This window comes from Polynucleobacter necessarius (assembly GCF_900095185.1).
Classification (GTDB): domain Bacteria; phylum Pseudomonadota; class Gammaproteobacteria; order Burkholderiales; family Burkholderiaceae; genus Polynucleobacter.
In genome coordinates, this window is the sequence record NZ_LT606948.1 from 1,637,273 (window position 1) to 1,655,757 (window position 18,485).

The following is an 18,485-nucleotide window of genomic DNA, read 5'->3' on the forward strand; positions in this document are numbered from 1 at the left end:
ATGAAATTTAGGGATTGCTACGAAACACTCGGCGTGCCACGTTCCGCCACAGAAGCAGAAATTAAGTCCGCTTATCGCAAGCTAGCACGCAAATATCACCCAGATGTCAACAAAGAAGCTGGCGCAGAAGAGCAGTTCAAGCACATCGGCGAGGCGTATGTCGTTCTTAAGGACACCGAAAAACGGGCTGCTTACGATCGCTTTGGTGAGAATTGGAAGAACGGGCAAGACTTCACCACTCCTCCCAATTGGAATGAAGGCTTTGCGTATTCTGACGGTGGTTTTGGCGGTGGACACCCAGGCTATGGCGGAGGCTTTGAAGGTGATCAAAGTGAATGCTTTGAATCTCTTTTTGGTAGAGGCAAACATCGTCAAGGTGGTCGAGGTAGCCACTCTCGTCAGGGCATGAATTTTAAGGGCCAAGATCATCACGCCAAAATTTTGATTGATCTGGCTGACGCCTACAACGGAGCCAAGAAAACTATTGCATTACATGTGCCGGTGCAAGATGCGAGCGGCCATGTCAGCACTCAAGAGCGCAAGTGAGATGTCAGCATTCCGAAGGGAATTAAAGCTGGACAAAATCTTCGTCTTTCAGGGCAAAGTGCGCCAGGTATTGGGGAGGGTCCATCGGGCGATTTATATCTCGAAATTGATTTCCATCTAAACCCACTCTATCGAGTGGAGGGCAAGGATATATTTATTGATATTCCGCTAGCGCCTTGGGAAGCGGCTCTAGGAACAACCGTCAAAGCGCCTACTCCATCTGGCAGCACTCTGGAATTAACAATTCCCGCAGGTACTGTGGCTGGTCGTAAGATGCGACTCAAAGGTAAAGGCATTCCGAGCGCAGAGGCTGGTGATCTATATGTTGTTCCAACGATTGCTCTACCTCTAGCAGAGACAGACGCGCAAAAAGAGGCTTACCAAACTTTTGAGAAGGCTTGTAATTTCAACCCAAGAACTCACTTGAAGGGATGATGGATATGACACAAACCAATATCACCTGGATTGAAGGCGCTGTTGTAGAAAATGAAGTGCACATGACCATCATTGAGCTTGCTCACGCATCGCGCACCCCTGAAGATCTGATTATGAGCTGGGTTTCTGAAGGCGTCTTAAGCCCTATTGGATCCTCGCCTGAGGATTGGCGTTTTAGCGGGGACTCTCTGAGAAGAGCAAAAACAGCTGCGCATCTCACGCATGATTTGGAGCTCAATGTGCCTGGTGTTGCCTTGGCTTGAGACCTGCTAGATGAAATCGCTCAGCTACGGGCTCGATTACCTCAGGAATAAGCGCGGCATCAAGCTTCTGAACGAGTGAGAAGCTGTTCCCAACGTTGCAGCTTCTGATCTAAATTCACCGTAATTTCTGTCAGGCGTGCTTGCATGCTGGCTGCTAACTCAGGCTCATTCTTACAAAGAGCAGGATCACTCATCGCAATACCAATGTCGGTCTGCTCTGCTTCTAGCGCCTCAATGAGTGCAGGCAGCTCCTCCAACTCTTGGCGCTCTTTACCATTGGGCTTTTGTACACTAGTCGTTGCCGCAGGTTTGACTTCGCTCTTGACTTCTACTTTTTCAGCGGGCTTTGTGTTGGAATTGCTAGCTCGAATTATGTCGGATCTCGCTTTTTGAATCTTCCAATCTTCATAGCCACCCTCATACTCTCGCCAAAAGCCATCACCCTCATTGGCAATAATGCTAGTGACTACATTATCTAAGAAATATCGGTCGTGACTGACTAAAAAGACAGTGCCTTTGTAATCTTGTAAAAGTTGCTCTAGTAGATCCAAGGTATCAATATCTAAGTCATTGGTTGGCTCGTCTAAAACCAAGACGTTTGCTGGCCTAGCAAATAGACGTGCTAACAATAGACGATTACGTTCTCCGCCAGATAGGGTGCTAACAGGAGAATTCGTTCTTTCAGGCGCGAATAAGAAATCACTCAAATAACTTTTGACGTGCCTCTTATTGCCGTTGATTGCTATCCACTCACTACCAGGGCTAATGTAATCTTCCAATGAAGCATTCAAATCCAACCCTTCACGCATCTGATCAAAATAGGCTACTTCGACACGTGTTCCCATTGTTGCAGTGCCTGAGTCTGGAGCAATCGTCCCTAGAATTAACTTGAGCAAGGTTGTTTTACCCGCGCCATTTGGGCCTAATAAACCCACCTTATCGCCACGCAAAATCATTGCCGTGAAATCCTTCACAATCGGACGATCATAAGTTTTACTGACGTTTTGTAGGTCAGCGACAATCTTCCCGCTACGATCTCCAGCTGAAACAGCCAACTTCACCTGCCCCATGGTATCTCTTCGCTCAGCACGACTAGTACGTAGTTTCTCTAATCGTGCAATACGAGCTACGTTTCGTGTGCGACGTGCTTCGACACCTTTGCGTATCCAAACCTCTTCTTGCGCTAAAAGCTTATCTGCTCGGGCATTTGCTAACGACTCAGCATTCATTTCTTGCTCTTTTAGAACCTCGTATTGGGTGAAGTTTCCAGAATAGCTGCGCAAGATACCCCTATCTAATTCGACAATTTGTGTGCACACAGTGTCCAAGAAGGCACGATCATGGGCAATCAAGATCACTGAGCCTTGATACTCCTTAAGCAATTCCTCTAACCATGCAATCGAATCCAAGTCCAGATGATTGGTAGGCTCATCAAGCAATAAAACATCTGGCATTTCCACCAAAGCACGCGCGAGAGCAACTCGCTTTTTAGTTCCACCAGATAGTGCATGAATCTTGACGTCTGCATCGAGATGCAAACGATCCAAGGTTTCATGAACACGCTGCTCCCAATTCCAACCACTCAAAGCCTCTAATTCAGATTGCACTTCATCCAAACGATGATGAGAAGCATCATCCCATTCACCTACACTTAACGCCTCATACTCTTCGCGCAAGGCCTTTGCTTGAGCAACGCCTTTTGAAACCACTTCAAATACCGTTTCTTCAGCTTCAAAGATGGGCTCCTGGAGAACATAAGCAATTCGCAGACCTTGCTGATATTGCAGCAAGCCATCATCCATTGTTTCAATCCCCGCCAAGATCTTCAGGAGAGAAGACTTACCAGTGCCATTGCGGCCAATTAAGCCGACACGTTCACCAGATTCTAGGGAAAATGCAGTATTTGCGAGGAGGTCAACATGGCCAAAAGCCAGTTTTGCATCTGTGAGTACGATTAAAGCCATGGCGACATTATCGTCACGTCGTCAAAAGACGAGATATTTTGCTCAATGTCTGCGAGACTAGCTCTGTATGGTCTTTAAATTAACCCCCTCTGCACCCCGCTTAATCCTCTTTGCAGGTCATATGCGGGCACAGGTAACTCCACTCTGGCCAAAAGAGCTTTACCCCTATTAGTTGAAAAGACTGGAGAGGATTTCTTTTTCCTCGATAAAGATACTGCATATGGGGCATTTAGTGCTCAAGTCATGAAACTCACGACTCCGAATCCCAATGATCGTGATAGCCCCTACTACCTTGAAAATCTCCGGGATTGGGAATACCAGGGCTGCGAGGGAAAATTTACTTCTATGGGTAAATGTCATCCTAGTGGGTTCATTCTCCAAGGAAATTCAGAGTGGTCGTATGTTTGATCTGCAAGCCCTTGGATTACCAACACAAACGATGATTCAAATTGCTTGGATTGACCTTGAGGAGAGTGTGAAGCGAAGCGACCCTCGTGATGAATGGAAGCTCGCCCATTGGGATCAATACACCAAACGCAGAATAGAGCCCCACCGGTCCACCTTGCTTTACATCGCTTTAATAAAGCAAGCTTTAACGAACTCACTTTTAAACAACTCATTGATGTTCTGGCGTAGTGAATATCTGCAAATGGTAAAGGTAAAAAAATAGGGCCCTTAAGGGCCCTATTTTCAAACCTCAGAACTGAAATCTTAGAACTTATAAGTCACACCAACAGCTGGCATCCATGGATTTAGCGTCAACTTACCAATATTTGCACCATTACTAACTGTTTGAACATTTGTGGCTATCGTTGCATATTTCACATCTAGGTTTAAGCCCCAGTTTTTATCAAACATATAGTCCATACCAATTTGACCAACAAAGCCTACGCTTGAAGGTTCAACTTGAAGGCCAGCACCGGTGCCATAGAAATTTTGACGGTTGCCGAAAATTGTGTAGTTGATACCGGCACCTACATAAGGTTTGCATGCACCCAAATCAGTGAAGTGATACTGAGCTAATAGAGATGGGGGGAGACCAGTAATCTTACCGACATTAGAGTCACCTGGGGTAGCCGTTATATTGACTTGCTGTGGCCAGGTTAATACCAATTCGGCTGCAATATTTTTTGTGAAGAAATACGAAACATCAAACTCAGGAATCCATTGATTCTTGGCTTTGATATGTGCAGTCTGAACAGTACCCATTTGCCCGTTCTGCCAAAGGAGATCAACTGCGCGGACACGCACCATCCAAGGATTTTCTTCGGCTTGAGCTTGAGCTTGAGCTTGAGCTTGAGCTTGAGCTTGAGCTTGAGCTGCAAGTGGAGATAAAGATGCTACTGCAGCCATTGCTGCTACGAGAGACTTAATACGCATGATGGTTTCCCTTTTTATTATCAATTTCGATAAGATCATTTTCGAATTGATACAGAAGAGAGTTTTGATTCAAATCAAATTAAATAGACTACGAGAATTTGTATTTGTCAAAATGCAACAACATCTCCAGCCTTATTTGATATATATCAAATTGACTTTGTTTTGGGCTACAAAACTTTGGAGTAAGTACCTTTTGCTTGGGATGGTCTGAGGTGACGATCAAAAGTCATGACTACCCGTTTTGCAAGAAGGCTGCCTTTGGTAGGAACAAGGATATTTTCTCCCTCCCACTCCAAGAGCCCTGCCTCCTTAAGACTTTTTAGCTCCTCTAGCTCAACCGCAAAGTACTTTGAAAAATTCATGTGATGCGAAGAGGCAAAAGCCTAGGCATCAAGGGCAAATTGGCACATGAGCTCGCCAATCACATTGCTCGACGGAGAAAATCATCTTGATCAAGCTGGATACCCCTTATACAGGCAAATGACCGGCATCCAGCGCCTCGTAATACTCATCCAAAGTTCGAATATTTTGCGAGTAGCAGTCATCAACCTTACCTATAGATAAAATACCAAAAGCCAATAGGTCACACTCGGCTTGAGTGGAGTAGCCTTGAAAATTACGATGCAACCTTCCCTGCTTTTGAGCAATAGCCAACTCATCATCTCGCTTAGCAAAATGCTCCATACCAATGAAAACATAACCAGCCTCACCCAAACGCGAAATGGTATTGGAGAGAAGGTCTAATTTATCAGCGGCGGGTGGTAAATCCGCTTCAGCGATGCGACGCTGTGGCTTAAAAATATGTGGCAAATGGGCGTAATTATAAACTAAAAGACGATCGGGATGCATTGCTAATACTGCATCGACAGTATCTTTAAAAGTTTCTGGGGTTTGTTTCGGCAAGCCATAAATTAAATCTACACTTCTCGATTGAGAGTCATATTTTCTTGACCAGTCAATCACCGCCGCTTGAGTTTCTTCAATGGTTTGAACGCGATGAACTGCTTCTTGCACTGCCAAATTGAAATCTTAAACCCCCAAGTTGATTCGGTTAAATCCTAAATCCGCCAAAAGTGCAATATCTTTCTCAGTTACTCGGCGCGGATTAATTTCAATGGAATACTCACCCTCAGACAACAAGTCAAAATATTCGCGAGTATGGTGCATCAGCTCAATCATTTCCTCATGCGACAGAAATGTCGGCGTACCATCGCCACAGTGCAACTGCGTTATGGGAATTTTTCTCTGAGCGCCAATAGCCTTGACAACCATAGCCATTTCTTTGGCTAAATACTTAATGTGTATTTGCCGCTACGGCCATGGTCTTTGGTGATGATTTTGTTACAGTCACAGTAATAACAAATATTGGGGCAGAACGGCAAATGAAAATAGAGAGAAAGTGGTGCATCGACTGTCGCAACTCGCTCACGAGCCCCAAAATAATCAAGCTCAGCAAAATGATTATGGAAGCGATCAGCGCTAGGATAAGAGGTGTAGCGTGGCCCGTTGATATCCAACCTCTTCAATAACTCAGGATGAAAAAGTGCTTTTTTTCTTGAACTACTGGATTATGAATTTCTGATTTCATGGAAAGCTTGAGAATTTACTTTGTCAAATAGTTTAGAGCTACTGCTTCTGCTACTTTAATCCCATCAACCCCTGCAGACAAGATACCGCCTGCATAGCCAGCACCCTCGCCCGCTGGATACAAGCCTTTAATATTTAAACTTTGATAATTAGCGCCCCGAGTAATTCGCAATGGAGAAGAGGTGCGCGTCTCCACGCCAGTTAAAACGGCATCTTTCATCGAGAAGCCCTTAATTTGCTTCTCAAACGCAGGAATGGCCTCACGTATTGCTTCGATTGCATAAACAGGCAAACTTTCTGCTAGATCAGTTAAATGCACACCTGGCTTATAAGATGGGATCACGCTTCCAAATTGAGTAGAGGGCTTGCCTTCAAGAAAATCGCCAATGAGTTGTCCTGGCGCCTCATACGTTTTACCGCCTAATTCAAATGCCTTAAGCTCAATAGCTCTCTGAAACTCAATACCTGCCAGTGGGCCACCGGGATAATCCTCAGGTGTGATGCCAACAACAATCCCAGCATTGGCATTACGTTCGTTACGCGAGTACTGACTCATACCATTTGTGACTACTCGATTGGGTTCGGAAGTAGCAGCTACTACCGTTCCACCTGGGCACATACAGAAACTATAAACAGAGCGACCATTTTTGGCGTGATGAACCAACTTGTAGTCAGCTGCACCAATCAGTTCGTTACCAGCATGGGGACCTAAACGTACTCTATCAATGAGTGATTGAGGGTGCTCTATGCGAAAACCCACTGAGAATGGCTTAGCCTCCATATAAACACCGGCATGGTACAAAGCTTCAAAGGTATCGCGAGCACTATGCCCAAGCGCGAGAATAACGTGACTAGCTGGCAGATCGGGCTGACCTTCAATCTTTACGCCGCTAATTTGTCCATTATGGATATCGAATCCAGTCACTTTTTGTGTGAAGCGAATTTCACCACCTAAGTCGATGATTTCCTGACGCATCTTTTCAACAACTCCGACCAAGCGGAAGGTGCCAATATGGGGCTTAGCTACATAAGTAATTTCTTCTGGGGCGCCTGCTTTGACAAATTCTGCAATAACTTTACGGCCATCAAACTTAGGATCTTTAATCTGGCTATATAACTTTCCATCAGAAAAAGTTCCCGCTCCACCTTCGCCAAATTGCACATTCGATTCTGGGTTCAAAATATTTTTACGCCATAAACCCCATGTGTCTTGAGTACGTTCGCGCACTTTCTTGCCGCGCTCTAAAACTATCGGTTTAAAACCCATTTGTGCCAGCACTAAAGCCGCAAATATCCCGCAAGGACCAAATCCAATCACTACCGGACGAAGTGCTTGACCATTGGCAATGGATTCTGGGGCTTTTGCGACAAAGTGATAACGCGTATCGGGCGATAGTCTGATATGAATGTCACCTGCACATTTCTGAAGAAGGGCATCCTCATTTTTAGCGGATAAATCAATTGTGTAGATCAATGAAAGAGCAACGTTTTTGCGTGCGTCGTAGTTACGCCTAAATACCTGAAACTGAATTAAATCCTGAGCAGTCAAATTGAGGCGTTTCAAAATCGCCATCTCCAACGCTTCTGGAGCGTGATCAATCGGTAGGCGCAGTTCAGCAATACGAATCATGGGATCAACAATACACAGTAATTTGAGGCTTTCCTGGGCTTCAAGCCTCGCCCTAGATCAAACAATAATACTGGTTATGAGCAAGCAAGCGCTGAGTAAAGGCTTATAGAGGCGATAATGCGTTATGACCCTACGCGCAACTATTCATAAAGCTGACCTTCATGTCGCAGATTCTGACCGTCATTACTATGGCAGTCATTCACTCACCATCGCCAAGCACCCCTCCGAGACTGAGCAACGGATGATGATCCGCATCATCGCTTTTGCTTTACAGGCACATGAGGATTTAGTCTTTACTAAAGGTCTGAGCGATACCGATGAGCCCGATCTTTGGATCAAAGATCCAACAGATGCGCTCAAGCTCTGGATCGAAATTGGACAGCCGGATGAGAGACGTATTCTAAAAGCCTGTGGTCGTGCAGATCAAGTGATCGTCTATTGCTACGGTGGGCATACCAGCAAAATCTGGTGGGATGGTATTGCCACAATAAATTAAACCGCGCTCGTAACTTACAAGTAGTTTCCATTCCCTCAGAACAGGCAGATGAACTCAATACTCAATAAATTGGTAGAGCGTAGCATGGCCCTGCACGTGAACATTCAGGATGGCGAGGCCTATGTCTCCTCTGATCACGGACAAGTCACCATCACACCCGAAGTTTGGCGTAGCAATCAGTCATAAGTTGCTAATAGAAAATAGGCTCATAAGCATGCAAGTGGTTATCTTAGATACCAATGTCTTATTAGATCTCTTTGTATTGCAAGAGCTGATCAAAGGCAAACTCAAGGCATTAGCCACTCCCCTTGCCTTAGAAGGGTTTGCGGACGTAATAGCACGTCCATTATTTTCATTGAATGAAGTAGAATAAGAAAAGATATACCTCCAGTGGTCTGCTCTTGCAACAGTATTGGATGACCAAATCCTAGTTACATCACCTTGGGAATGCCAAGGTCCTGATGACCCAGTCTTTTTAGATCTTGCCTTCACAGCAAAGGCCTACACCTGAATCAGCAAGGACAATGAAGTACTCCGCTTCGGAAGCAAGGCAGTTAAAGAACGGATATTGATTACAGCAGATTACACAGCATGAGAACCCAATAATTAATGCTGAAGAGATATCTCTAGAATAGAGATTGTGGTGAAAATTACTTTCACCAGATTTTACTTAGACAGCGTATCGAAGATAAGCATACTGTTAAACATGAACAAACCAGAAATGGCAGATTCAGATGATGGCCTCTTCAAGCCCGGAAACAAACTCAGACACATCAAGTCTGGTGGCTTTTATAAAATAATCTTTCTTGCTAATGTCGAGGCTACCCTTGAGCCTGCCTATGTTTACGAGTCCTTGCAATCCCATGATTTTTGGATTAGACCCAAATTGGAAATGGAAGATGGTTGCTTTGAACTGATCTCAGAATAAGAAAGCCAATTCAACATGTCTGAAGAACGAATTACAACCCTAGAAATTGAATTCCTATATATCGGGAACTCAAAGCCATCAATGAACAAGCTAGCAGCTCTGTAGATAGCGGAGGTAGTCATCAAAGATGAAATCTTTCCACACTATTAATTCACTGCTAATATAGACAGAAGGCAACAGCCCAAGACATTAACTACCAAGGAAAATCTTGAGCAATTTAACGCGATTTTTAGTCCAGTGGGGCTTAACTTCTTTATCCCTTTGGGATGCTAGCTATATCTTTAGCGACTTACGTTTTGCAAATGGTGACTCGTTTTTGATAGCCACCCCGCTCTTAGGTTTTGCTAATGCGATTGTCATTAGCTATTGCTCATTCTCTTTACCCCGCCTCTGACCGTAGTGACTATGGGTCTCTTCTTGCTAGTAATTAACGCTTTGGTTTTAATACTGGTTTCTGCGGTGGTCAGTGGGTTTACGATCTCTAGCTTCTGGACAGCTTTCTTTGCCAGTATTTTATTTCTCTATTCAGCCTTTTTGTCAGCGGGCTCGTTTTCTAGACCCCTTTAAACGGGTCTACTTGCCCGTGGGCTAAATCTCCGACCAAGAATACAACGCAGTTTTGCAAGGCTGCGACTTGGTTGCGAGTGATTTAGCATTCTCGGCAGCAATACTAATGCCGCCAGTTAAAAAGCCTAACCCGATTAAGACTGCGCTGTTCACTACCCCAGTCTTGTTTACGCCCACTTTAGGGTTCTGCAAAGTGCCTTCGACTTTTACAAAGCCACCAAGATCTACCCCCGTTGTTAACCCCGACTTTTCACTGGGATTGATATTGATATCCAAAACCTCGTTATTCAAATTCATGGAACCCGAGAGAACGATATTTAAGCGATCAGTGACCACTCCAACCAAACCCTTAATGTTGACTATTCCATTACTAATGGGCAAACAGAAAACTGCACACTCTACAACCGTTTGATTTGATTTTTTATAAAGCGGATTAATCGCATCAAATACAGTAATCAGAAAATCGTCACCTTTATTTAAAAATTCCGAGTCAAGCTTACTGGGGCCCACCGACATCTGAATTGCACCATTAGCACGACCGGCTAACTGATGGGGGCTGATGCCACTACTTTGTAGATTCACGGTTAGTTGCGAAGCCCCACCAGAAACTTTTGCATTGGAGTCGGTAGTAGCAATAATTTGCTTCAAGGTAAAGTCTTTTGCCATCCCTTTAATAGAGACTTTAGGTGTCGGGCCATCGAATTGGGAAACGGATATTTGCGCTTGGGCGCTACCTTTTCCGAGATTAAAACTGACATCATTTGCCTCAATTTTGTTTCCCTTCAATTAAAGGTTTGATTTGAAATTGATAAGAGGGGCTTGCCCTGAGATACCAAGCTCGGAAATATGGATATCAATAGAACCATTTGCTATTGGCAATAGATCAAATGATATTGGTTCGTCTGAGAAAAAATACTTACCATCAGACTGATGAATTGGGGCAGATGCAGTTTTAGGGGAGCTTTTAGAAGTCGACCCGGTAACCATTGCCGCCCCAGCCAAAGGTAGCAAATCAAAAGACTGAGAATAAAGATTGACGTTAAATGCAGGTAAATTTTGTGGCTTCTTATCAATTTCACCCTTTATGAGCAGTGATTTTCCATTCAAAGTCAGAGTTAAATCCAGATTCATGGCGACTGGTGCCTGATCCCAAGCAAAGTATGCCTTCTTGCGCAGCGAGCTAGTTTTTCCTGTCAGATTGAGTGTGGAATTAGCGTACTGGGCATTAATAAGAATAGTTGACTTATGTCATCACTACTAAAAGACACTTTTGGTAAATTGACGACCTTTGCAGCTCGATCACTATCTTCATAGTGAATGCGTGCATTGAACATATCAAGAGTAATCAATGAAATAAAGGCAGTATCTTGCGTGCTATTCGGCGCACTACCCGAGACGTCAACCGATGTTTTGCCAGATCAACCACTCAACGCACCTTGATTTACAGACGAAGTAGATGCCAATACTGGCGGGGTTAAATTCCAGTTCACGGCACCGTCTTTATTCGTTTGCAAATACACTTCGGCGCCTTCTAACCCGATTCTGCTAATTTCCACGCTACCTTTGAGCAATGGAAACAAGCGGATATCTAATTCAATTTGTTTTAAGGTTAATAAATCAGGTTGACTAGCCAACGCTGTATTACCTAAAGAAACCCGCTCAGCCTTAACGCTAATTGCCGGAAAAAGACTCAGGCTAACTGGGCCATTAATCTTTAAATCACGCCCAGTTGACTTTTTCACAAAAACACTCAGAAGCTTGGTAAGCTCGCTAGGCTTCATAAAAGAAGCCGCATACCAAGCGGCCATCGATGCTATGGCAACCATAATTGCAAATGCAATCAGAGAAATCTTGAGGGATTTGTTCACCAGACTATTCTAATGGGACTCAGAAGACTCAGAAGAACGAGCCGCCAAGATTCTCATCGGCATTCCTAGGCACCCCTTAGACTAAATTAATGGATGCGTACAGATCATCTACCGAAGTGCCCTGCGTGCCAGGAAGACATGTCATACCCAGATGGGACTAACTATGTTTGCGCACAATGCGACCATGAGGTCGATTGCAAAACAGAAGCGGGAAATAATGTTGCTCAAAGCCTGCTTTTTGAAAATAGCCTAGTTCTCAGCAGAATCTAGGCCTTTATTACGCAACCAAGATTATTTAGGCGCTGGCCTTCTTGAGTACAGCGTAGATTTGATCTTTAATTAAAAGCTTCTCCTTCTTTAAAGTTTCGATCTGCTCAGGGGTGCTCGGCTCTGTATGGGCCTCCATCCTTTTAATCTTTTGATCGAGATTATTGTGCTTATCAAACAAATGTGAAAAATGGCGGTCTGAGGTTTTTAACTTCGTGATGAGTTCTCGATATTCAGGAAACATAGATCCTCTTCATGTTGGTGGTTTTAGGAAACGACTCTGCTTCAGTTTAGCAACCCTGTCATCCAAGAACAATGGCTAACGCTATCTTTTTATTTACCACCCAATTCTCTTGTAATCTGCAGGACAAGCCCCATATAGGTATGGCACATTCCTGAGAGGATTTACAGTAATATCACCAAGTGCATCAGGCACAACAACTACCAAAAGAAGGGTAATAGACCATGGCTACAAAGAAGTCGCCAGCAAAAAAGAAAGTAGCTACCAAGGTGGTAAAAAAAGCCCCTGCTAAAAAAGCGGCTAACAAGAAGCCTGTAATCAAAAAGCCTGCGGCAAAGAAAGTCACTAAGAAGGCCGTAAAGCCAGCGTCATCTAAAGCGCCAAAAGTTGATCAGCATGGTCTCGAGCAAGATGATGAGTTTTACGGTCTATATTTTGCAAAGTCTACAACTAAGGGATTGGTTGAAGTCAAACCCTGCACATTCTCATTGATGTACTGGTGGAAAGGCTTACTTGGCTATTCAGACATGATCGAAATCTCTAAAGGCAGTAATACTGCCATACTGCAGTTTGAATCCACTTTTGGCGGTGGTTATTCCGGTGAGACTGAATTAACTGAAAAAGATGTGCTCGATCTTGACCACATCATAGAAGTGGATGAAGAAGAGATGTTGATCTCCCTCTATTCATATGTACCCATTCCAGTTCCTGAGAAATTGGTTGGCGCCTTGAGTCTAGCGGTTCTCAATATCAACCCAGAAACACGTTATGGCAGCCTAGAAATCTGCCCCACTGAGAATGAGCAAGGTGAAACAGAGCATTTCTTACGCTATCGCACTGCAACCTACTTGCGTGGGATTAAGTCTGGCAAGGTAGAAGCTATCGAAAGCATGGTTACCAACGGCGCTGAGTTCTTTGGTCTTGCTTTAGATGCGATGTGCGTCAATAAGTCGATTAAAAAGTGGTTGATCAGTTAAAATGACTCTATAAACTGCTATAGGCAGCACGCATTTTTACCTACACATGTAGATATATGTCAGCGGAAAACGGTCATTGACCGTTTTTCTGCTTTCTAAGATTGAGGCAGTTCTCTTACCCAGTTTTTTACACTCAGCTAAGGCCACCACTTCTTGAACCTCAGACTCTTTTGCTCCTTTAGGCGCATGAACCCCAATCGTTCCATCCGATTGTTGGTCAGCCCACAAACTCACTTTGTGGAGTTGAGCAAGCAAATACAATACGCCACGACAAAGTCCTAGCAAAGCTAATCTATTAATCGTTTTCATTTCGTTTTCATTTCGTTTTCATCAGCAATAGTTATCTAATATGGGTGCATTCATCTTTGTAATTAGAGCCACTACATTCTCCAATAACTCTATCTAGCGGATAGCGATTTTTAATAGATTTAATAAATTTACTTTGCCTCTCTCTTCTTATGTTCAATTGAAATAATGCAGCCTGCTATCATGCGGATGCCATGATAGGATATCAGCCACTTCGTTGGATACCGTTCTAAATCCTGGAAGAGTTCCCCTGTACACCACTTCACCAGTAGCCTCATTTCTAAACACGGCATAAGAGTCAGTAGGCTGGCGTCCGGGTGTATTGGCAATTATATTTCCATTAAATCCCGCACTGCTCCCTGTTAGTGTCACTTCTACCCCTGGCTTAGAGGCAGGCTGAGGCGCTATCGCAATAGGAACTTGCTGTGGAACCAAAAGAGGTACAGCCATTGGGGTCTGTTGCGGCACTAATGGTGGGGCAACTACTGGAAGTGGTTACGGAACCATTTGTGGTGGCATTGGGGACACAACCATCGGAGGTGGAACTTGTGGGGGCAACTGATGCGCCGCTGGAATTGGGGCACCTGGCTGCCTTGGATTTCCTTGAGATGTTTGCGTCAAGATGTCTGGAGTAACGACAGCAGATCCGCAACCATGTTTAATGTTTCTATTTCCATTACAGCTGCCTACGCCACCATTACCTCCACCACCTCCATTCTTTGCAAAGGCAGGATCTTGACCAAACAGGGCACGCATTAAAACAAAGCTAGCAATTTTCTTAATCATAGGAATTTGCATTTAACGATCTACCAAGATTGGGTTAACTACAACCAAAATGCAGGTGAATAAGCCTGTGTTCCATTCGGAATGCTTTTCATAGGCACTCCATATCAATCTCGCATAGAGAATCTCGCCCTGGAGTTTTTTGGTAGGCCCACGCCAAATGAAGCTAAGTTAGTCTGATTTACAAAACCACCTTGAACAGCAATGTTTTGATGAACGGCACCAAAATCAAAATGAACTCTGCAATCCATCAAAAGACCGAGAAAGCGCAAGAACGTCTTGCAATGGTGGTGAAAATCGCCAATCGACTATTCGCCAATCGTGGATACGAACAAGTCGGCATTCGAGAAATTGCCAATGAGGCTGGGATTAGTCCTATGCAAGTCTATCGCCTTGGTGTCGATAAAACAGACTTGCTGGCTGCAGTAATTTTGATTATGAATCAAGAGATGATCGATAGGATTCAGCCGTTTAATGACGCTCTATTCAAGGATGCCCCGTCCTTCGTCGAGAGCTATTTGCTAGATCTCTATGAACAAGATATCAAGCTTACGAGCATTCGCAAAGAAGGTGCTGCGTTTGGCTGGAAATGGTCGGAAAAATATGAGTCCTTGATCATCGCGCAATTAATGCAAATACTAAAACCAATTGCAGACGCCCTCACCCATTTTGGATATGATGAGATTGAAGCTCGTTGTTATGCCATCTGGTCTTTGTATTACGTTGGCTATAGAAATGCAGTCATGAATGATGCAGATGCTAATACCTGCTTGGATGCCATTAAACCCAGCCTCACTATTTGCTTGAAGTCTTAAGTAATACAGCTCATGATTTACTTCACCACGCTTAGTATTGCTCTAGGTTTGTATTTTGGTTTCGCTTCACTTGTTGTGCATGCCAAAACAGACCTATTGGGCCCCCCTACTCAATTTAGTAAAGCCAGTGCACCCTTCTATAGCGGGCCATCCTTACAGGGAATTTCCTTTGCGATCAGCAGCCCCAATCAAAAACAAGGAAATACCGTCTTGGTTACACCCATTGGACTTAAAGGTGATAACGCATCAGTTTCCCTCATTATTCATGGCAAAAGTCACTGGCGCCAAAATTGCCGCTCTCAGTGGCGATGGCTTCCCAGAAATTTATATCTACGTTAACTCAAACGAGGTAAGCAACATGGGCTCAATCGTAGCTTATGTATCTAACCAGAATAAATCCATCACGCCAATTTATCTTCCACCCTTAGCCGAGGACCCAAAGGTCATAAGTGGCTATACCGACGGTGATGAGTGCGCAGGTTGTGGAAAATTCTTTAGAGCGAAGATTTCTACTAGATAAGCAAGCAGGGAAATCTTATCGACAAATTCAATGCAAACTTAAGGCTGGCGACCAAAGGGCTGATTGCTGCAGCAAATGCTGTCCCAGAATTAATACCAAATACCGCTATGGCCACCGCGCAATAGCTAACTCAAAGTGATCACTAGAAGCAGCAAAAGATAAGGTGCAGCAGCGTGTATATTCAATATCCAGCTTCATGGCGATGAAAAAAGTTAACAGGAACATCACTACGCAAAATACTAGTCATGGGATGGCTTTGGCGTGGATCGCTCTTAGGCTCATCGAATCCAATTTATCTAGCGGCATCTCAGCCAAGAGATCAATTCGCTTTTTAAGTCCAGTCATCACATCAACAAATGCCCACTTTTTCTCTATCGCTGTGCCCTGTACTTGTGAAGGATCAGGAAAGCCCCAATGTGCAGTAGCAGGATGACCAGGTGATACTGGACAGACTCCCCCCCGGCCGCGTTGTCACAAGCTGTAATAATGAAATCCATCTTGGGAACATTAGGCTGCGCAAACACATACCAACTCTTAGACCATAGCTTTGCAGGATCCATACCCAGCTCTAAAGCTAGCTGTTCTGCAATAGGATTAATAGCACTACCAGGCATAGAACCAGCAGAATACCCAACAAGCTTGCCACTCGGATAGGTTGAAGCCAGTGACTCAGCCAACACGGAGCGAGCTGAGTTATGAGTACACAAAAATAAAATGTTATATTGCTTCATTTAAAAACCACTTTCCTCTTCTTTGTTGTATTGCAAGCATTTCCACCGCAGCAGTTTTCTAATAAGAAATTGCTTAAGGAGTTGACCAAATCTGCATTGGGTCGATAAATTAAGTTTCTGCTTTGACGCTCCACCACCAAAAGATTGGCATTGACCAATTCTTTAAGATGGAAACTCAAGGTGGCATTCGGGATACCCAATTTCTCAATAATTTGACTTGGAGTCAGGCCAATATCTCCCTTTTGAACAATCAGTCGAAATAGATTTAGGCGCGTTTCTTGCCCCAGTGCTAGGAAGGCTATGATTACGTCAGTGTTTTTCATATTTCCAATTATATAGAAATATATATTTCATTCTGATGACAATTCCACTAAATTGCTTGAAAATGCAGCAAATACACCATAGGATTGACTTAAAGATCAGTCGGCCGATAAAAATCACAAATCAAAACAAAGTAAAAGAAATACCATGAGCCAAAAGAAATTAGTACAGCAACTATTAAAAAAGCTCGATACATTAGAGACTGACAGAGAAAAACTGATTGATAAGCTTGGAAAAGCATTGGATAAACTGGCAAAGAAAGTGCCTGCAAAGACCCAGCCAGCCGCAAACGAAACTGAATAATGGGCAAAAAAATAAGGGAAAAATTGATGGAGCCTCCTACGACACAGAGCGCCGTGAACTTCAGATACAGCTTGTCAAGCTTCAAAAAAGCCTAATTAGTAATGGTGATTAGATTCTAGTGATCCTCGAAGGGCGGGATACTGCGGGCAACGATGGCACTATCAAAGCGATTACCGAACACCTAAGTCCTCGAGAAACCCGTGTAGTGGCTCTTGGAAAACCCTCTGATACTGAAAATGCCGAAATGAGATGCTCCATGGACCATCGTCAGAGCGAATGATAAAAAACTAGCTCATCTCAACCTAATCAAAGACGTTGCCCTCTAGAGTAACATTTCCAGAGAAAGATCCCATCCTTCTAACGGTCAAGAAATTGCCTTTTTGTGGGATGACAAGCTAGACAAGCTCGAAAAGTAAAGCGCTCAAAAAACTTCTGGTACGTACATCGCTGGCGGTACAGGTCCACGCAGATAGTCTGGATTGTGCACACGTGCTGGCAAAGTGATGCCCGGATGATTGATTTCTTGATAAGGAATCTGATTTAACAAATGCGTGATGCAATTTAGACGGGCCTTCTTCTTATCATTCGCAGCCACTACCCACCATGGCGCCTCAGGAATATGCGTGCGCTCGAGCATGGTCTCTTTAGCCTTGGTATACGCTTCCCAAAGCCTTCTGGCCTCTAAGTCCATAGGACTGAGTTTCCACTGCTTTAAAGGATCATGGATACGCATCATAAAACGGTTGTATTGCTCATCATCAGAGATGGAGAACCAATACTTAATTAGTATGATTCCTGCACTAATCATCATGCGCTCAAGATCAGGGATTGTTCTTAGAAACTCTTCATACTCGTAGTCTGTACAAAAGCCCATCACCCACTCTACTCCAGCTCGGTTGTACCAGCTGCGATCAAATAAAACGATTTCACCACCAGCCGGTAGGTGAGATATATATCTCTGGAAATACCACTGGGTTTTTTCACGCTCATTCGGCGCGGGCAAAGCCACTACCTTACAAACACGTGGATTTAATCGCTGTGTGATGCGTTTAATAGCGCCACCCTTACCCGCAGAATCACGGCCTTCGAATAAAACTGCTACCTTGAGCTTATTGGTTATCACCCAATCCTGCAACTTAACTAACTCACCTTGGAGTCTAAATAATTCACGGAAATAAACATTACGGGAAATGGATGATTTACTGTCGCCATCGGGAGATAGACGATCATCATCAAGCTCCATTTCAAGCTCTTCGTCCATGCTGTCCAAGATTTCTTCCTGGACACGGCGGTACCAGTCAGCCATTTCTTTATGCTTCGATGTCATCACTTTCACTCCTTGGTCATACTTATAATAAGCAATGATGACACTTTTGTTACATCAAGCGTTGATCACCCTTTAATTTCGCGGAAATAGCCTCTTGGGCTATGCAATGCCAACCATTTGCGGTCCTTAGAAGCTTCTGGAGTAGCACCTGAAGGCGGTAAAAAGCTCAATTCCACTACCAGGTTCCGATCCTTCAAGATCTTAGCCATAGACTCCAAAAGACCCATCTC

Annotated in this window: 25 protein-coding genes and 4 pseudogenes; 13 read left to right on the plus strand and 16 right to left on the minus strand. The window is 44.0% G+C overall.

All coding sequences use genetic code 11. From position 1 onward, the window contains the following. A pseudogene (locus tag DXE31_RS09475) lies at positions 1 to 981 on the plus strand (DnaJ C-terminal domain-containing protein). Next, a complete protein-coding gene (locus DXE31_RS09480) occupies positions 978 to 1,244 on the plus strand; it encodes a chaperone modulator CbpM (RefSeq protein ID WP_231969511.1) in 267 nt (88 codons plus the stop codon). Before DXE31_RS09475 ends, DXE31_RS09480 begins: the two are co-directional and overlap by 4 nt. Positions 1,245 to 1,303: 59 nt before the next feature. On the opposite strand, the gene DXE31_RS09485 is transcribed toward DXE31_RS09480, so the two are convergent. Continuing rightward, positions 1,304 to 3,208, minus strand: a complete 1,905-nt coding sequence (locus DXE31_RS09485; RefSeq protein ID WP_114698585.1) for an ATP-binding cassette domain-containing protein — start codon at positions 3,206 to 3,208, stop codon at positions 1,304 to 1,306. Between the two features lie 364 nt (positions 3,209 to 3,572). Between DXE31_RS09485 and DXE31_RS10700 the strand changes: the two genes are divergently transcribed. Then, positions 3,573 to 3,878 carry a hypothetical protein gene (locus DXE31_RS10700; protein WP_231969512.1) on the plus strand — a complete coding sequence of 102 codons (306 nt, stop codon included), beginning with the start codon at positions 3,573 to 3,575 and terminating at the stop codon, positions 3,876 to 3,878. A 41-nt stretch (positions 3,879 to 3,919) separates the two neighbouring features. Here the strand turns inward: DXE31_RS10700 and DXE31_RS09495 are convergent, their stop codons facing one another. The 5 genes from DXE31_RS09495 to DXE31_RS09510 all read right to left on the minus strand — a co-directional run bounded on the left by DXE31_RS09495 (position 3,920) and on the right by DXE31_RS09510 (position 7,805). Continuing rightward, positions 3,920 to 4,588 carry an OmpW/AlkL family protein gene (locus tag DXE31_RS09495; protein ID WP_114698586.1) on the minus strand — a complete coding sequence of 223 codons (669 nt, stop codon included), beginning with the start codon at positions 4,586 to 4,588 and terminating at the stop codon, positions 3,920 to 3,922. Between the two features lie 167 nt (positions 4,589 to 4,755). Then, entirely contained in the window at positions 4,756 to 4,950 is a 195-nt protein-coding gene (locus tag DXE31_RS11785) for a hypothetical protein (RefSeq protein WP_231969513.1), read from the minus strand. A 106-nt stretch (positions 4,951 to 5,056) separates the two neighbouring features. Further along, the gene (locus tag DXE31_RS11790; RefSeq protein WP_231969514.1) at positions 5,057 to 5,608 is read right to left on the minus strand and encodes an oxygen-independent coproporphyrinogen III oxidase; all 552 of its coding nucleotides are present in this window, start codon (positions 5,606 to 5,608) and stop codon (positions 5,057 to 5,059) included. Between the two features lie 9 nt (positions 5,609 to 5,617). Beyond that, positions 5,618 to 5,866 (minus strand): radical SAM protein, encoded by a 249-nt coding sequence (locus DXE31_RS11795; protein WP_231969515.1) that lies wholly within the window; start codon positions 5,864 to 5,866, stop codon positions 5,618 to 5,620. Between the two features lie 325 nt (positions 5,867 to 6,191). Next, positions 6,192 to 7,805, minus strand: coding sequence for an NAD(P)/FAD-dependent oxidoreductase (locus tag DXE31_RS09510; RefSeq protein ID WP_114698588.1), 1,614 nt, complete (start codon positions 7,803 to 7,805; stop codon positions 6,192 to 6,194). Between the two features lie 124 nt (positions 7,806 to 7,929). Here DXE31_RS09510 and DXE31_RS09515 point away from each other — a divergent pair. The 4 genes and pseudogenes from DXE31_RS09515 (at position 7,930) to DXE31_RS11805 (ending at position 9,796) form a co-directional block, all read left to right on the plus strand. Further along, positions 7,930 to 8,487 (plus strand): annotated as a pseudogene (locus tag DXE31_RS09515) (YaeQ family protein). 28 nt (positions 8,488 to 8,515) lie between these two features. After that, positions 8,516 to 8,674: a hypothetical protein gene (locus tag DXE31_RS11800; protein WP_231969516.1), complete on the plus strand. Its 159-nt coding sequence runs from the start codon at positions 8,516 to 8,518 to the stop codon at positions 8,672 to 8,674. 333 nt (positions 8,675 to 9,007) lie between these two features. Further along, positions 9,008 to 9,229 (plus strand): hypothetical protein, encoded by a 222-nt coding sequence (locus DXE31_RS09525; RefSeq protein ID WP_114698589.1) that lies wholly within the window; start codon positions 9,008 to 9,010, stop codon positions 9,227 to 9,229. 405 nt (positions 9,230 to 9,634) lie between these two features. Next, positions 9,635 to 9,796, plus strand: a complete 162-nt coding sequence (locus DXE31_RS11805) for a phage holin family protein (protein WP_231969561.1) — start codon at positions 9,635 to 9,637, stop codon at positions 9,794 to 9,796. 21 nt (positions 9,797 to 9,817) lie between these two features. Here the strand turns inward: DXE31_RS11805 and DXE31_RS09535 are convergent, their stop codons facing one another. The 4 genes from DXE31_RS09535 to DXE31_RS09555 all read right to left on the minus strand — a co-directional run bounded on the left by DXE31_RS09535 (position 9,818) and on the right by DXE31_RS09555 (position 12,175). Then, on the minus strand, positions 9,818 to 10,582 hold the full coding sequence (locus tag DXE31_RS09535) for a hypothetical protein (protein ID WP_114698590.1): 765 nt from the start codon (positions 10,580 to 10,582) through the stop codon (positions 9,818 to 9,820). Continuing rightward, the gene (locus DXE31_RS09540; protein WP_114698591.1) at positions 10,583 to 10,927 is read right to left on the minus strand and encodes a hypothetical protein; all 345 of its coding nucleotides are present in this window, start codon (positions 10,925 to 10,927) and stop codon (positions 10,583 to 10,585) included. Between the two features lie 287 nt (positions 10,928 to 11,214). Beyond that, a complete protein-coding gene (locus tag DXE31_RS09545; protein ID WP_114698592.1) occupies positions 11,215 to 11,664 on the minus strand; it encodes an AsmA family protein in 450 nt (149 codons plus the stop codon). Between the two features lie 295 nt (positions 11,665 to 11,959). Further along, on the minus strand, positions 11,960 to 12,175 hold the full coding sequence (locus DXE31_RS09555) for a YdcH family protein (protein ID WP_114698594.1): 216 nt from the start codon (positions 12,173 to 12,175) through the stop codon (positions 11,960 to 11,962). Positions 12,176 to 12,396: 221 nt separating this feature from the next. Between DXE31_RS09555 and DXE31_RS09560 the strand changes: the two genes are divergently transcribed. Next, positions 12,397 to 13,149 (plus strand): hypothetical protein, encoded by a 753-nt coding sequence (locus DXE31_RS09560; protein WP_114698595.1) that lies wholly within the window; start codon positions 12,397 to 12,399, stop codon positions 13,147 to 13,149. A 36-nt stretch (positions 13,150 to 13,185) separates the two neighbouring features. On the opposite strand, the gene DXE31_RS09565 is transcribed toward DXE31_RS09560, so the two are convergent. The 3 genes from DXE31_RS09565 to DXE31_RS09575 all read right to left on the minus strand — a co-directional run bounded on the left by DXE31_RS09565 (position 13,186) and on the right by DXE31_RS09575 (position 14,241). After that, the gene (locus tag DXE31_RS09565) at positions 13,186 to 13,458 is read right to left on the minus strand and encodes a hypothetical protein (protein WP_114698596.1); all 273 of its coding nucleotides are present in this window, start codon (positions 13,456 to 13,458) and stop codon (positions 13,186 to 13,188) included. A 153-nt stretch (positions 13,459 to 13,611) separates the two neighbouring features. Next, the gene (locus tag DXE31_RS09570) at positions 13,612 to 13,905 is read right to left on the minus strand and encodes a hypothetical protein (protein WP_114698597.1); all 294 of its coding nucleotides are present in this window, start codon (positions 13,903 to 13,905) and stop codon (positions 13,612 to 13,614) included. A 45-nt stretch (positions 13,906 to 13,950) separates the two neighbouring features. Beyond that, the gene (locus tag DXE31_RS09575) at positions 13,951 to 14,241 is read right to left on the minus strand and encodes a hypothetical protein (protein ID WP_162785590.1); all 291 of its coding nucleotides are present in this window, start codon (positions 14,239 to 14,241) and stop codon (positions 13,951 to 13,953) included. 191 nt (positions 14,242 to 14,432) lie between these two features. Between DXE31_RS09575 and DXE31_RS09580 the strand changes: the two genes are divergently transcribed. Beyond that, positions 14,433 to 15,053, plus strand: coding sequence for a TetR/AcrR family transcriptional regulator (locus tag DXE31_RS09580; RefSeq protein ID WP_162785591.1), 621 nt, complete (start codon positions 14,433 to 14,435; stop codon positions 15,051 to 15,053). Positions 15,054 to 15,318: 265 nt separating this feature from the next. Then, positions 15,319 to 15,573, plus strand: coding sequence for a hypothetical protein (locus DXE31_RS09805; protein WP_162785592.1), 255 nt, complete (start codon positions 15,319 to 15,321; stop codon positions 15,571 to 15,573). A 371-nt stretch (positions 15,574 to 15,944) separates the two neighbouring features. On the opposite strand, the gene DXE31_RS09590 is transcribed toward DXE31_RS09805, so the two are convergent. Both DXE31_RS09590 and DXE31_RS09595 read right to left on the minus strand, forming a co-directional pair. Then, positions 15,945 to 16,304 (minus strand): arsenate reductase/protein-tyrosine-phosphatase family protein, encoded by a 360-nt coding sequence (locus DXE31_RS09590; RefSeq protein ID WP_331852020.1) that lies wholly within the window; start codon positions 16,302 to 16,304, stop codon positions 15,945 to 15,947. Continuing rightward, positions 16,301 to 16,627, minus strand: coding sequence for an ArsR/SmtB family transcription factor (locus tag DXE31_RS09595; protein ID WP_114698601.1), 327 nt, complete (start codon positions 16,625 to 16,627; stop codon positions 16,301 to 16,303). Before DXE31_RS09595 ends, DXE31_RS09590 begins: the two co-directional genes overlap by 4 nt. A gap of 145 nt (positions 16,628 to 16,772) precedes the next feature. Here DXE31_RS09595 and DXE31_RS09600 point away from each other — a divergent pair, with 145 nt between their 5' ends. The 3 genes and pseudogenes from DXE31_RS09600 to DXE31_RS13080 all read left to right on the plus strand — a co-directional run. After that, a complete protein-coding gene (locus tag DXE31_RS09600; RefSeq protein WP_197712261.1) occupies positions 16,773 to 16,928 on the plus strand; it encodes a hypothetical protein in 156 nt (51 codons plus the stop codon). 22 nt (positions 16,929 to 16,950) lie between these two features. Next, a pseudogene (locus DXE31_RS11810) lies at positions 16,951 to 17,163 on the plus strand (polyphosphate kinase 2); the annotation flags it as partial. 19 nt (positions 17,164 to 17,182) lie between these two features. Further along, a pseudogene (locus DXE31_RS13080) lies at positions 17,183 to 17,254 on the plus strand (hypothetical protein); the annotation flags it as partial. Between the two features lie 95 nt (positions 17,255 to 17,349). On the opposite strand, the gene ppk2 reads toward DXE31_RS13080, so the two are convergent. Beyond that, on the minus strand, positions 17,350 to 18,255 hold the full coding sequence (gene ppk2, locus DXE31_RS09615; protein ID WP_114698602.1) for a polyphosphate kinase 2: 906 nt from the start codon (positions 18,253 to 18,255) through the stop codon (positions 17,350 to 17,352). Positions 18,256 to 18,485 lie beyond the last annotated feature (230 nt).